This window comes from Sphingobacterium alkalisoli (genome assembly GCF_005049105.1).
Classification (GTDB): Bacteria; Bacteroidota; Bacteroidia; order Sphingobacteriales; family Sphingobacteriaceae; genus Sphingobacterium; species Sphingobacterium alkalisoli.
Genome location: NZ_SUKA01000003.1, coordinates 398,325 through 414,024, shown reverse-complemented (window position 1 = coordinate 414,024; position 15,700 = coordinate 398,325). Strand labels below are relative to the sequence as shown.

Below are 15,700 nucleotides of genomic sequence, written 5' to 3'. Positions count from 1 at the left end.
AGTTGAGTATTATTTGCTGTCTATTTCACAAGTGTGTAGTTATATTGTCTATATGTTTTCAAAAATACAACAATAAAATGATGTTTATCAATTTTTATGTATAATATTTCCGATATTTTATATTTTTTATATGATATAAGTAGTATTTTTTGTTGTTTTTTAGATAATTCAGATTTAATGTGTAATTATTTATTGTTTATAGTTTATTTAGCTTAAATTTTATCTTTATATGGTGTGTTTGGTGGAATTTTTAACAGGGTGGGGTTTGTTTGTTGAAAGTTCGAATGCTTGCGTACATGATTAATAAATAACTTAGATTAATCTATTTTTTTAAAATTAAAACATAGATTGTACGCTTTTGTTAGTAAATTAATGGATATGATAAAAAACGAAAACTATACAAGCGCAGCCGAAGCATTAATTAAAAGACTATTACCCAACAAAGCAGAATATTTTGAAGTCCTCATTCCAAATTCCGATGAAGAAGGAGAAGATTTTTTTGAGATCATACCAAAGGATGGAAAGGTTGTTCTTAAGGGCAACAATCCAGTTTCGGTAGCATCCGCATTACATTGGTATTTAAAGTATCTGTGTAATTGTCATATCTCATGGAATAGCGACCAGTTGGAATTACCGGATCTCTTGCCAACTAATTTCGATCCAATTGTACGTAGTACTGAATTCAACATCCGTTCGTACCTAAATTACTGTACATTTAGTTATTCCATGCCTTGGTGGGATTGGGAACGATGGGAGCGGGAGATCGATTGGATGGCCTTGCATGGTATTAACATGCCATTAGCGATTACCGGGCTCGAAGCAGTCTGGCAAAATACGCTACGCCGTTTGGGAATGGATGATAATTCGATTAGAAATTTCCTGGTTGGACCAGCCTACTTTGCGTGGCAGTGGATGGATAACCTCGAAGGATGGATGGGGCCACTGTCTCAAGATTGGATAGATCGGCATCTGGAGTTAGGACAGAAAATAATTGGCAGAGAGCGTGAACTGGGAATGAAGACCATCCTTAAGGGCTTCAGCGGATACGTACCTACTGCGCTTACAAAATTTTATCCCGAAGCTAAAATCTATAAAACGGATTGGATATCGACTTTCGAAACAGCACAGATCGATCCATTGGATCCGTTGTTTGTGCAAATAGCTGAAATATTTGTAGAAGAACAATATAAACTTTTCGGTACAGATCACTATTATTCCGTCGATCCATTCCATGAAAGTCAGCCGCCGATTAAGACAGCAGATTATCTTGAACATGCGGGAAATGCCATCTTTTCGGCCATTAACAATATTGATCCTGATGCTGTATTAGTGATTCAGACCTGGTCGCTTAGGCAGGGTTTGTTGCGAGCCGTTCCAAAGAATCGTACACTCATGATGGCCCTCACTGGAACAAATTGGAAAAAACATGAAAGCTATTGGGGCAGGCCTTGGGTGGTCGGTATGATGCACAATTTCGGCGGACGGAGTTATCTTGGCGGCAATCTAGCTCATTTTCTGAGCCATGCGCTGCGTTTGAAGCGTTTACCGGCAGCCCAGAATGTGCAAGGATTAGGGATTTTTCCCGAAGCAATCGAGCATAATCCAATCATTTATCAAGCGGCCACGGAAATAGCATGGCACCAGGAAGTTCAGGACGTATCTAGCTGGACGAAGCAATATGCTACCGCCCGCTACGGAAGTCTCCCAACCGCGGCCGCACGTGCTTGGGAAATAATGCTATCGACAGTATACCAACAAAAAAAGGTAAAGATTATCTCCATGGAATCGCCTATATGTGCTCGTCCTGCCTTGTATACGCCTAGCGTATCGATGAATGGTGATATGGTAAGGGATTATAAATTAATAGATCTGTGGTCGGCATGGGACGAAATGCTGAAAGCTGCAGATGAACTAGGTGCGAAACATACATTTCAGTATGATGTGGTAGATATTGCAAGGCAGTGTCTTGCAGATTTATCTTTACTATTACATCAAGAAATAAGTATCGCCTATAAAAGTAAAGATCGCGACGCACTTCAAAAAGCCGGCGAGCAGTTTATCGACCTAATGGAAGATCTAGATGACCTTTTGGCAACGCGCGAAGAGTTTTTGTTGGGCAAGTGGCTTACAGATGCGCGAAAATGGGGTAATCATGAAGAAGAAGAGAACCGCTATGAACAGGCAGCGAGGACATTAATAACGGTATGGGGGCCGGTAACACCGAATGCATTGTTTTTTGACTATTCGAACAGACAATGGTCTGGTTTAATCAAGGGATTCTACTTGCCTCGGTGGAAAATGTTCATTGATTACCTCCTTGAGCAACCTGAGAATCCCAACAAACGGTATCACGAGCGAAAACTACGAAAATCTTACGGCCGGCCGGCAAACAATGCGCATCCTTTCTTCGACGCCTTGTCTTCGTGGGAAAAGTCATGGACTGAGGAACATGCAACCTATGCATCTATACCAGTAGGCGATAGTATCGAGATAGCTAAAAGATTATACACGAAGTGGTGGCCAATCATGCGAGGTGAATCCAAGCAGGTGGTACCACTCGCTTTGCAAGCCGAATACTTAGGCGAATTACTCCCGCAACCTGAGGAGCCCAAGAATTTTGGACTGTAAAGGCATTAGTGATGAGCCGGAATCTACAGATAGCATGTGATGAGTTCAAAGTTTTACTAATTGAAAATATAAAAAAGACGGCTGCCTTTCGGGAGCCGTCTGTAAAAAATAAACTATTTAATCGCTTGTCAACTTAATTTGGCAGGAGAATCTCCTCATAAGGAAATGTTGTCCCAATAGAGTGAGAAATAACTATCTCTATGGTACATGGTTCACATTTGTTGCCTCCACAGATAGGCGTAAAAATGACTTTATAGGTTCCTGTAGTTACGAATTGATGTTGAAAGGTTTTGCCAATACCATTTGCGATTACACCATTCGGTCCATGTATTTCCCACTGATAACTTGCCATGCAACTTTCTGGCTGACAAACAAAATCAGGTGACGTAATACTATAATTACCTTTCTTTAACTTGATCGACCGTCCACATTGGACAACCTGCCCCGCATTGACGATCTTCGCCTTCTTTGCCAGTTCAAGATTTGCTTCAAATTGATGATTTGGTGTGTTGGATAAAAGTCGACCTATACGCACATCGTGGTTCTTCCAATGTCCACAATCGCAGGCTGTAGCACAACACCGGATCTGAAATCTCCGAGATTCTACCGTACATTCGCTACGCGGATCTCTAATCAATAAATACCAGGTACGATCACTGCTACACGGAAAATTTGCTGGTATACTGTAGTTAAAAGTATTTGTACCGCTGATACCCGATGCCAGCAACTGGTAGGTAGCATTCGTTTGCCCGTCAACCAAATAGATATCCACCAGGCCTGACGGCGTCGATCCTGACCAGGTCAATTGTATGCTTTCTCCGGGACAAAAGGTTCTGTCTTCGCTTAGGTGCGTAATTGCTAGCGTACAAGGCTCTTCTACCGGTTCTCCCGTGAAGCAGATAGTCTTTTCACAGACATTACAATTCACATCTTTGACCCTCACTTTAAGACAGAAGGTAAACTCCACCTCACAACACGAGATATCCAGGACATTTGGTTCACTAATCTCCAGTTCGATCTGTCCATTCACTAGGGTAGGAGATCCTAACCCCCAAGTTAGACTACCCGCAGGCCCATTGTTCAACAAGGTCAATCCATCTAACTGTGCAGTATTGGACGATAACATGCCGAAAATACCCATATCCGTTGGTTTACAATCTTCCTGGCTGTAGGTAGCGTGGAAGTCAAGCATCGTAATATCCAACTCTTGTATAGGTACAGAACCACCTGACACCTGAATATAATATGTCCCATTTCGCTTTACCAATTGTGCCGAAAATCCCGGAACATCACAGCACTCCAAACTCGTCACACAGGCTGCAGGCTCGGCTTCGCTACCGTAGTTGGCACTTAGCGGCACCCCACTCGTACTCATTAGTGCTGTTGCAGTCACCCCCACGTTACAACAATTTGCGCCCTGCGTCTTACGCACCGGTATGGTTATCGTAAAGGTCTCTCCGGGAGCCAATGCGACCGACGGCAATACATCAACCTGTATATTTCCGCTACTATTGCTCGGTAACAGTGCTCCTGCCATATTCGTTACCGTAACAGCACCTGCACGTTCCACACAGGAAGGTAATGCGTCCGAAATACCGACAGTATGTAGAGGCACACTACCGTTATTGGTCACCTCTATCAAATAGTTGAACGTCTGTCCGTTTTCGACGATATCTTGATCGGCCGTTTTCTTTACACTCAATACACCGGCTTGATCTACGGTATAGTTTACGGCAGAAGATAGAGAAGAACCATCGTACGTCAAGCTCGCACGATTGGTTTTCGAACCATGTAACTGGGGTAGAATGGTCGCATCGAATATAATACGTAGGAAATTCCCCATACCAATTTGGCAGATACCCGGCATATTTGTTATGGTAAACGTAGGATTTTGTAAGTCTGAGGTATTTGCAACGACCGGGAAAGGCAGGCTAGGCTGCAATTGACCGGTAGCAACGTTACAGTTTGAGCTGTATCCTAAGTTCCCATCCGTATAGTATTCGTATTGTATAGACGAAGGTACGATCTGCAGATTCTGACCCATGGCAGACAATGCATCCGAAACCACTGTATTTAGATTCCCAGAGCCAGAGTTCCATATCGTTACGGCAAATCGGATTGTATTCCCAATCTGATATAATGGTGGAACCAAATTGTTTGGTGGATCAAGGATACATTTTTTAATTGCTGGGATAGGACGCGGTTCTTCTACGACAAATTGGGTAGTCGCCGTTTGATTCTGTATTGACGTATCCAATTGAGGGCAGTCGATGCCTGGACAGGATGTTGATGGAGAACCTCCTCCCGGCCCTCCGGGATCTGTTCCAACAGCTTGATAGCTCACCTGAGCAGAATTGGCGATCGTACTACCAACGACAGCTCCCATATCGATACTAAAGGGAATCCATATATAAACCGTCTGACCTGGATTCAATTGGGTGCTGCCACTACTGAACGTATAAATACCTCCTGCATTGCTAACAGTCCAGCCTGCAGGACCCGAAGGTGTTCCTACCAAGGTAATACCGGCTATATTCAAATTGTCGGTAACGTCAATAGTTGTCCACGGCACATTTCCATTATTCGTTAAAGTGATCAGAAAGCGTCCTTGACAACCTGGTGTTAAATTGGTATTGGCAGCATTATAGACCTGCTTGGTAAAAGAAATACTTGCATTTGGACTACTCATCGCTGGTGATGTTGCCGTCGCCGTGCCATTCATCGTGCCGCAGGAGCCATTTCCCAATTGAAAATCATAGTCTACATTATTCGTAATAGTAGATCCTTCAGGTATACAATTATTCAAATACACACTATAAATTCCGTACGAACCGTTGCTAGAAGGATTGATCGTCGCAACGTTGAAGAATGCGCCGGAAATCACAGGTGTTGGTGCGTTTTCGGTCAATGTACCTTGAAGCGCATAAGTACCTAATCCCGAACCATTCGGATTATTGTGCTGTAGAAAAATGCGCCAATGGGAATTCCCACATACCAGGTTTCCGCTAACAAATATTTTCTGCACTGACCAGTAGTTTGCTGCTCGGGCTTTTACGTTAACCGTACTAGTGCAAGTGTACTCTTGGCCACCGCAGTCTACCGTGACAGTAACTGTAAAGGTTCCTTCTGTACCATCACAAGTCACATAGCCCGGAAACTTAAAGAAGAGATTGAAATTTTGACCATCGTTTCCCGCTAGTGGAGTTGTATTTTGATAGGTCTGCGGTGCCGTCGTCGTAAATGGTACAGCCCCTGATACCTGATATTGAAGATTACTCGATGTAGTGACCGTTACCATCTTTACGCAGCTTGCGGGCATCGTACCAGGTAATGTTATGTTTAATGGGATGTTATCTCCTGTAAGCGCTTCGGTCGGCACACTGATTGTCATGGCGCCAAAAGTGCCTATATTACAATTCGCTGTTTGTGGTGCTGTGTTTAGCACAATCTGCCCCCTGCTGCCAATGGACAAGACCATGAAAAACAGCAGTAAGCTATAGCTTTTTATTTTTATTAGACTGTTCATAACGCTTAAAATTAATTGGTAAACTGAAAACATTTGGTGAACACACAGGATTTGCAATTGGCCTGATCGTAATACACGACAATCTTAAAACAAACCTCGTAATTCATCTTACAACAATCGGCATCAAACCCTGCCGCCGGTCCAGGAAGTCCTACGATCAAGTCGATAGGTATATTACCCGTGAGCGCAGAACTAGAAAGATACTTGACCACCTTCGAAGCATTTGGGTTACTATTCGAGTTGCCTGCAGCGGTATAGAAATTCAAATTTGTAGATCCATTGATCGAAGAACCATTCCGTAATAACATTCCCGCCTCTTCTAAACTGGTGATACCACCAGAACAAGGTTCAGGGTTAGCTGTATATTGATACGAAAGCACCTGTAATTCTATCGCATATATCGGCTGACTGACCTGAAGGCTTCCCTGGAATGAAAAAGCATACGGTGCCGTTTGCACCGGATTGATCTGCATATCGTCAAAGTTAAAGGTCATATCCTTACAATCTTCACATATACACTCGGGAAGACTGTCAATCAGTGTACTAACTCCCGGTTGGCAAAAAATAGGCCCAGGATCCAGGTCGTCTCCCTGCAAGCCAATGCCAATAGCTGTTACACTCGATGGCACTTCCACCTCAAAACAGTACTGCACAGTCGAGCTAGAAGTGCCTACTTGTGTAACTAGTATAGGTTGAGGGGCCACTAAAGTATAATTCAAGGAATTATAGCTCTGATCGAAAACGGTTAATCCTGTACCTGGTTGTACATACGTAAGATCGCCTGATGCACTGTTATATACCGAACTGAAGCATATCTTGTATTTTCTGTTTTCTCCAACATATCCCATACAACTGATCTCTTCGTCTTGAATGGTAAATTGTATATCACAATTGCTGATGGCAAAAAACTGTGGGGTAGATACCAAACCTTTTGTAAGCTCGGTTACCTGCCAACGGTACTGTCCCGGTTCCAGTCCTAATCCTTTGGTTAGCTCCTGAACGGAAAGCGCAGTTTTTGAAGATAAGGCCTGATAACTCTTACGGGCACCTTGACGTGCGTCAACCTGAACTACATCTATACTATATTGAGCAGTAGGTAAAACTCCACCGACCAACCGCCAAGTAAAGGCTTTCAATTCCTTATCCGACTGGAACTGACTATTATTCTTTGGCGATATAGGTTGCACGGATCGGCGTTCTTCCTGTTTTGGCGATTCTTCTTTGCGGGGAAGAGAAGTCTGCGCTATCCTCTCCTGGCTCTTTGGGGTTTTCATTGATGAGTTGGTTTTTTGTTTACCCAATTGCAGTGCTAAGCCCATTTGTGCACCAAAAGATTTCCAACTTTCACTGCCGTTATTGGGCGCATATCCCGCTTCAACGAATTGCCCCAACTCTTGAATAGGGTTCCCATTTACATCCACAGTTTGTAGCCGTTGTTCGTTATAATTATATTTGGATAGTGAATAATTGCCTTCAGCCCAAACTTTCAGGTTATTCCCCAATGGATAAGAAAGGCGTATTCGTGGCATGACATGGAAGGACTTACTATCCACTTTGTCACGGCTATAGATTCGCTTCTTGATCATACGATCTTCTGTACCGACATATTGATCAAATGCAATCGGATCCTGACGAAGGATATTAATCCCACCATCTACTGCTGCACTCAACTGCAGTTTCTCGCCTACATGGAAATCTGCGCGAGGTCCGGCTCCAAATCGCAGAACGTGCTGTGAGGGCATTAAACTGGAGTCTACTCCAACAGTGGGGGAGCCTACACCCGAAAGCAAGTACGGTGCGATAGATTTCGAAGTCCTATTTTTGGAAGAGAAAAAGCCCGCACCTAAGTCTATCCCTAATGAAATAAACCGGTTGGACATGAATGGAAAATACGAACCTATATTGCCACCTTTACCTGTGACGAAATAAGTCTCTTTAGGTCCGCTGATCGCCCCTCCTCCCAAATAAATCTCGGGACGGTGCTGCGCTAGAGTGGGTCGAAGAACTCCGAGATGTGCTAGGCAGCATAAAATGAGTAAAATATTTTTCATAATATTCAGTATTTGTTAATACTGTGATATCAACAGTTTTTAATAATTGTTACCCCTCTTTCCATATCTTGTAACTAAGGCAATAGTATAATCTAAGCTTTACTGGGGAATGACATAGTACTGGAAAAATTTGAGCTTACGTTGCTATTAACGAAAAGGTTATTTTTGATCGGAATTCCTGCTATTATAAACTGTATCTGGGTAGAGTCTATTAGCGTGCGCTATTCAGTGAACTGGCCTGATTTGGATATAATGAATCGTTTATATACCTTCGCAAGGTTACTTTACTTCGCCTAAATATATGGATAAAGGAGATCAAGCGGAAAAAATGCTTTTATACCGTCTTCAGGAAGGTGATGAGAAAGCATTTGAGGAAATCTACCTACTTTATCGAAAAAATATCATATTGCAGGCATATAAACTCCTGAAGTCGCGGGATCTCGTGGAAGAAGTTGTACAGGATGTTTTTACTAAATTATGGTCAAATCGGAAAAAAATTGATCCCAATCAGGTATTTGAAGCGTATCTCAATCGTATAGTCCGCAACCATATTATTGATCTGTTCCGGAAAATGAAGCGCGACCAGATGCTGAAAGATCAGCTCATCCTTGCAATAAATGAATCCTATGACCACATCGAACCGCTTTTATTTCAAAAAGAGAATAAAAAACTTATATCCGAAGCCTTAGCGCATCTTCCTGCACTGCAACGTGAAATTTTCATTCTATTCAAGATAGAGCAGAAAAGTTATAAGGAGCTTATGGAAGAATTCGGACTGACTAAATCGTCGGTAAATTCCCATATTTACCGCGCTAATTTATTTTTAAAAGAATATCTTCAAAAGCACCGCAAAGAAGATCTTATTCTGATCCTTATATGGGCCATTTTTACCCAAAAATAGACCAAAACCGGCCCAAGTTTCTCAAAAAAATCATAACTAGCAAAAAAATATTAAAAAAGTGTGCGTACTTTTTTTCCGACAAACGTATTGTATTATGTAGGCCGGGAAGAGATGGCGCGTCTATGTATTTACCTGATTGCAAATTATGAGCAAAGATTATCTTCAAGCATTAGTTGAAAAGTTGATTTCGAATGAAATCACATTGGACGAATTGGACCAGCTGATATCGAAAAATGCTGACCCAGCTTATCGTGATATGATGGAAGAAGTGATTGATGAGGTACTCCTCAGTGCGCCGGCCAGCGAAAAAGATCCCGAAGACTATGACAAAATGAGACATAGAATTGATCAATACGTATTGAAAATTCCTCGACGGTCAGCGAAAATAGTTCAACTGCGGAAGACCTCTTGGTGGGTAGCAGCTTGTTGTTGTCTAATAGCCAGTAGCATTTATTTGTATAATTCCTCTGGTGACTGGAGCGGGCGTGATCGATCGAATTTTGCGGGGCAAAATAACCCGTATTCGACAAACTCCTATATGTCTTTCGGAACATCGAATATATTATCCCTCGATAGTCTGAAGGCAGGAGAAAAGATAGTTAGAGACGGCATCGTGTTAACGAAAGAAATCGACGGGGGTATCACTTACGAAACTAGTGCTGAAGCGTCTGACGTAGCCCCCGTAATGGTATCGATTGTGACGGCTGCAAAAGATACCTATAAGATTACGCTTCCCGACGGATCCACGGCATGGCTTAATGCACAATCTTCTTTAAGTTTTCCTTCCCGCTTTACAGAAAGCGAGCGAAAAGTAAGTGCCACGGGGGAGCTTTTCTTTGAAGTTGTTCCAGCAGGGGAGGCTGATTATAAGTCGTTTGTGGTGCAGTCAGATCAACAGCGTATCAAGGTGCTGGGTACAGCCTTTAATCTGACGGCATATCCCGAATCGGGTTATACGATCACCTCATTGGTCGAAGGGAAGGTTGAACTCCAAGCTAATGGATCAAAAGCGATTTTAGTACCGGGGCAGGAAAGTGTGTTTAATAAAAAGGGTAACAGCTTTGTTGTACGTCGTTTCGACATGGAGCAAGTGCTGGCCTGGCGTACCGGATATTTTGTGTTTAAAGAAACCTCGCTCCCAATCGTGTTAGATCACTTATCTAAATGGTATGGGTTTGATATTAAGGAGTCCGCGACGGAATCTTTTCATGCATCTGTAACAGCGAACATAAATCGAAATATTCCGATTTCTTCCGTTTTAAAATCTTTGGAAGAAATCGCACCCTATAAGTTTACTATTAAAGACAATAAATTAATTTTAACTAAATAACGATAGAAAGGAGGCACATAACCATATGACCTAAATATGTATAACAATCTAACAGAAAAGAACATACCCGCGGTAGATTTCTGCTCACCTAAACAGACCATCTACTATAATTACTAACGAACAGTTAATCGAGTACCACTATACTAAATGGTATTAAATAAATGAAGATAAAAAACGCATGCATAAGCCTACTGTTTAAGAAAACAGTAACTTGCCTTATTCTATTCCTTGGTTCATTTCAGATATGGGCAACAACGAGCGCGCAGACCGTCTCGTACAAAAAAGAACGGGCTTCTATATTTGAAATATTGCAGGAAATCCAAAAGCAGACGGCCTACAGTTTTATGTATAATGCCGAAGACTTTAAGAATTTTCGTCGACAAAATGTAGATTTTCACAACACAAAAGTTGAGCTGGTTTTACAGCATATCTTTGATAAGGAGGCAATAGAATATAATATTAAACAAAACCTAATTACATTATACACGAGTAAAAATAAACCGAAGATTCGAAACCTGCAGGATACCGTCATATTGAGAGGTAAAGTGATGAATACGGATAACGTACCGCTGGAGGGTGTTTCCATACAGCTAAAGAATACGAAAAAACAAACCAGCACAAACAAAGACGGTGATTATTTCATCGAAATAGGTCAATTGAAAGGGATATTGGTATTTAGTTATGTAGGTTATAAGGACCTCGAAATACCTATTGCAAATTCTCCTGTAATAAATATTACACTCAGCGCAGATTCTTCGTCCCTAGATGAGGTTGTCGTAGTGGGCTACGGAACGCAAAAGAAAATCACTTCTATTGGTGCCCAGTCGTCGATCAGACCTGCCGATCTGAAACAACCTGTCGGAAGCCTTTCTAGTGTGATTGCCGGCCGGGTAGCTGGTGTGATCGGCGTTCAGCGAAGCGGAGAACCTGGCTATGACGCATCCAATATTTATATCCGTGGTATTTCCACGTTTACCAGTAGCAGTCCGCTGGTTTTGGTAGATGGGGTCGAACGGTCTTTCAACAATATCGATCCGGAGGATATTGCCAATTTTACGATTTTGAAAGATGCATCGGCAACTGCTGTATACGGTATGCGCGGTGCCAATGGTGTTATACTTATTGAGACAAAGCGCGGAAGTGCCGGGAAAGCAAAGGTCAACGTGCAGTACAACCAAGGAATAACGCAGTTTACGAAGGTTCCTGAATTTGCTGATGGAGTTACCTACCTCCAAATGGCTAACGAGGCTTACGCCAATTCATATCCCGGAAGACCTCCGTTATATAGCGAAGAAAAAATAGAACATACTGCCAATGGTATTGATCCAGATCTGAATCCGAATATCGACTGGTTTGGCGAAATGTTCAATGATTTTGGGCAAAATAGAAGAGCCAATGTAAATATGAACGGCGGAACGGAAAGAGCGAAGTACTACCTCTCCGTAGGCTATTATGACGAAAATGGCCTTTATAAAACAGACGAATTAGCACAATATAACTCTAAGATAAAGTTTACACGATTTAATTTTACAAGTAATCTCAACATGATCTTGTTTAAAGATACAAAAGTTGATTTTGGAGCTATGGGTTTTGTCACGAATGGCAATTATCCGGGTTCGAGCGCAGGTGATATCTGGGATGCTGCTTTCATTATGCCGCCCACGGTAATACCGGTAAAGTATTCTAATGGGTATATCGCCATGCCAAGGGGCGAAGTGCGTAACCCTTATGAAATGCTTACACAAAGCGGCTATGTTAATAATATCAATAGCCAATTATGGTCAAACATTAGGGTAACCCAACCTTTGGATTTTATGCTAAAAGGATTGAGCGCATATGGTATGTTTTCCTTCGACAATTACAATGCCCACCAAATCTCACGGACGAAAACGGTAGACACCTACTTTGCTTCACACCGCGACAACGAAGGGGAGTTGGTATTTGAGCAAACGCGCATTGGATCCAGCTATTTGGGCTATGGCCGCACAAATGGTGGTAACCGCCAATTCTATGTCGAATCAGGAGTTAACTATCAAGAGACTTTCGGTAAACATGATGTAACCGGCATGCTCTTATACAATCAACGAGATTATGTGGACGCGTTTGCCGGCGATTTTATTTCTTCTATTCCGTCTAGGCTGCAGGGGGTTGTTTCCCGGTTTACCTATGCATACGACGATCGTTACCTAGCCGAGTTCAATATCGGATACAACGGTGCCGAGAATTTTAAGCAAGGAAGTCGTTTTGGTTTTTTCCCTTCTTATGGGTTGGGCTGGGTGGTATCCAATGAACCCTTCTTTGATCAGGCAAGCAAATTTGTACAGCTACTCAAATTACGCGCGTCGTATGGTGTTGTAGGTAACAGCAACATTGGCGGCCGGCGATTTGGTTATTTGGCCACGGTAACTAGCGCTACCGGATACTCATTTGGTCAAACCACGAATAATTCCTTCGGTGGCCTCGATATCGGGGATTATCCAATCGACGTTTCGTGGGAGGAAGCAAAGAAAGCAAATTTCGGTCTTGAACTAAAAACCCTCGCCGGGAGCCTTTCTGTCATTGCTGATTACTTCATGGAGAACAGGGAGGGTATCTTTTTGCAACGTGGAGATTTACCGAATTATACCGGGATCCGTAACCGTCCTTATGGTAACTTAGGTGCTATATTCAATCACGGTATCGATGGAACGGTGGAATTTTCAAAAGCAGTCGGTCAAGATGTTCATCTTCAGTTTAGGGGAAATATGGTATGGAACCGTGCTACCATTAAGGAAGATTCGAATGCGCTGTGGCCTTATCCTTGGCAACAAAACATTGGACGGAAGTATGGACAGAGATTTGGTAAAATAGCATTAGGCTTGTTCCAATCGGAAGAAGAAATAGAAAATAGCGCCCAACAGACAGGAGATATTCAACCCGGTGACATTAAGTATAAAGATTTAAATGGCGACGGTCGTATAGACTCGTACGATGAAGCTCCCATTGGATATGGTTCTATGCCCGAAATTGTTTACGGATTTGGTCCTTCGGTTACTTACAAGAACTGGTCTTTTGGGGTATGGTTTAAGGGTATCAGCAACGTGGATATATCTACGAATGGAGAGGGGATGCAGCCTTTCCAAAAGGAAGGTACGCGTGGTAATCTGTTTAGCGATATTGTTGATCGCTGGACTCCAGAGACTAACCCATCCAACCCGACCTATCCGCGGCTTACTTATCCCTCGACAAGCAATAGCAATTATGAAAATAGCAGCTGGTGGATCAATAATGGTGCATTCCTGCGCCTTCAAAATGTTGAGGTCAGCTATACATTCAAAGATAAAGGATGGATGAACAGAATCGGACTACAGAATTTCCGAATATATGGTATTGGATATAACCTGGCAACATTTAGTAGCTTTAAGCTATGGGATGTCGAATTGGGAGATGGTAAAGGGGCGATGTATCCGTTAGTGAAAACATATAATATTGGAATAGATTGTCGTTTTTAAAAACCTAAATGAAATGAAAAAGATATTTAACGCATTATGTTTGGTTGTACTTCTATTTGTATCGCAGGCCTGTGATTCCTTTTTAGATCAGGTGCCTGACGACCGGCAAACTATTGAAGAGGTATTTCAAAAAAAGAGACCGACCGAAGAGTACCTTGCCAACATCTATAATTCTGTTCCTGACGAGAGTGATCAATGGAATGGTCACCCCTGGATAGGTAATGTGGACGAAGTGCACATCGCTTGGGCCAAATGGACCATCTATCAACTGAATATTGGAAACTGGACGCCCGGCAGTAGTCCGTTTTATAAATGGCAGGGCTACTACAACGGTATCCGTTCGGCGACCTACTTTATGAATCATATCGACGGAAACACGGAGATATTAAATATTGATGGGCAGTGGCTCATCGATCAGTATAAAGGTGAAGCCCGCTTCCTACGGGCCTTGTACTATTTTTTGATCCTGCGGCAGTATGGGCCATGTGTGTTGCTCGGAGATAGTGAAATCCCGGCCGACGCGACGAATAATGACATACAACGTGCGCGAGCAAGCTTTGATGAATGTGTGGATTATATCGCTTCCGAATTCGCAGAAGCTGCAAAGGTATTGCCCATCGTCAATAGTCATGAACGTGACTTCGGGCGGGCTACAAAAGGTGCTGCCTTAGCTTTTAGAGCGCGTTTGTTACTTTATGCGGCAAGTCCGCAATATAATGGAAATACAGAGCAGGCCTCTTTTCGGAATAAGGATGGAGCACAGCTCATTGCTCAGTCTTACGATAAAGAAAAATGGAAGCGCGCCGCGGATGCAGCCAAAGAAGTAATAGATCTCGAAACGTATAGTCTTTACGAAGATCCTAGTCAGGATCCGGTAGCTTCCTACCGAGGTGTATTGCTGAGTCCTTGGAATTCGGAAGTGATCTTTGCGCGCAAAGACAACGGCTTATGGAATTGGGACTATAACTGTTCGTTGCGTTCTGCTGGAGGCTGGAATGGTGTAGCTCCTCTTCAAGAGATGGTCGACTCCTATTTTATGAAAGATGGAAAATCTATTCACGAATCTGATCTGTATGAAGGAAGCGGATTTACTGATGGAATTTATAATATGTACGTGAACCGTGAGCCCCGGTTTTATGCTTCCATATTGTTTCAAGGTACCACTTACAAAGGTGGAAATATCACAAGAGATCCGATTACTGTCGAGCTCAATTATTCGGGAAGAGATGGAAAGCGAAATGGGGGCGAGGATTATTCACACACGGGATACCTCGTGCTGAAAGGCGTGTCGCCAGAAACGAATCGGCTCACCGGTGTCAGTGCGAGCAGACCTTATGTCTTGATGCGATTGGGCGAGATCTATCTAAATTACGCGGAGGCTTTGGCCGAATATGGTGGAAATGATGCGGAAGCCTTAGTCTATCTCAACTATATCCGTAAGCGTGCCGGGATCCCCGAATACGGCACAGCGGGCCTTCCCGAGCCTACAGGAGCACAGCTCATCCAGAAAATTCGGGATGAACGTCGTGTCGAGTTAGCGTTTGAAAGTCATCGTTGGTTTGATGTGCGGCGATGGAAAATTGTAGAAGGTGTAATGGGTGATCAACACGGTATGAATATCGATGCTGATGGCAACGATTTTTTTAATCGTAGAGTCGCAGCGCATTACGCTTGGCGGAAGGCCTATTACTGGTTTCCTCTTTCACAATACGAAATAGACAGAGGTCTGCTTTTGGTCCAAAACCCAGGTTGGTAAATTTAAATGGATAAAAA

The 15,700-nt window shown here is 42.8% G+C and carries 7 protein-coding genes; 5 read left to right on the top strand and 2 right to left on the bottom strand.

Translation table 11 applies throughout. The features are described from left to right. Positions 1-378: 378 nt before the first annotated feature. The gene (locus tag FAZ19_RS11440) at positions 379-2,628 is read left to right on the top strand and encodes an alpha-N-acetylglucosaminidase (protein ID WP_169305639.1); all 2,250 of its coding nucleotides are present in this window, start codon (positions 379-381) and stop codon (positions 2,626-2,628) included. A gap of 133 nt (positions 2,629-2,761) precedes the next feature. On the opposite strand, the gene FAZ19_RS11435 is transcribed toward FAZ19_RS11440, so the two are convergent. After that, positions 2,762-6,154: a DUF11 domain-containing protein gene (locus FAZ19_RS11435; RefSeq protein ID WP_169305638.1), complete on the bottom strand. Its 3,393-nt coding sequence runs from the start codon at positions 6,152-6,154 to the stop codon at positions 2,762-2,764. A gap of 11 nt (positions 6,155-6,165) precedes the next feature. Further along, positions 6,166-8,205, bottom strand: coding sequence for a hypothetical protein (locus tag FAZ19_RS11430; RefSeq protein ID WP_136820855.1), 2,040 nt, complete (start codon positions 8,203-8,205; stop codon positions 6,166-6,168). Positions 8,206-8,506: 301 nt separating this feature from the next. Here FAZ19_RS11430 and FAZ19_RS11425 point away from each other — a divergent pair, with 301 nt between their 5' ends. The 4 genes from FAZ19_RS11425 (at position 8,507) to FAZ19_RS11410 (ending at position 15,683) form a co-directional block, all read left to right on the top strand. Beyond that, positions 8,507-9,106 carry an RNA polymerase sigma factor gene (locus tag FAZ19_RS11425; protein WP_136820854.1) on the top strand — a complete coding sequence of 200 codons (600 nt, stop codon included), beginning with the start codon at positions 8,507-8,509 and terminating at the stop codon, positions 9,104-9,106. A 145-nt stretch (positions 9,107-9,251) separates the two neighbouring features. Continuing rightward, positions 9,252-10,436 (top strand): FecR family protein, encoded by a 1,185-nt coding sequence (locus tag FAZ19_RS11420; RefSeq protein ID WP_136820853.1) that lies wholly within the window; start codon positions 9,252-9,254, stop codon positions 10,434-10,436. Positions 10,437-10,597: 161 nt separating this feature from the next. After that, on the top strand, positions 10,598-13,927 hold the full coding sequence (locus tag FAZ19_RS11415; protein WP_136820852.1) for a SusC/RagA family TonB-linked outer membrane protein: 3,330 nt from the start codon (positions 10,598-10,600) through the stop codon (positions 13,925-13,927). 13 nt (positions 13,928-13,940) lie between these two features. Further along, positions 13,941-15,683, top strand: a complete 1,743-nt coding sequence (locus FAZ19_RS11410) for a RagB/SusD family nutrient uptake outer membrane protein (protein WP_136820851.1) — start codon at positions 13,941-13,943, stop codon at positions 15,681-15,683. Positions 15,684-15,700 lie beyond the last annotated feature (17 nt).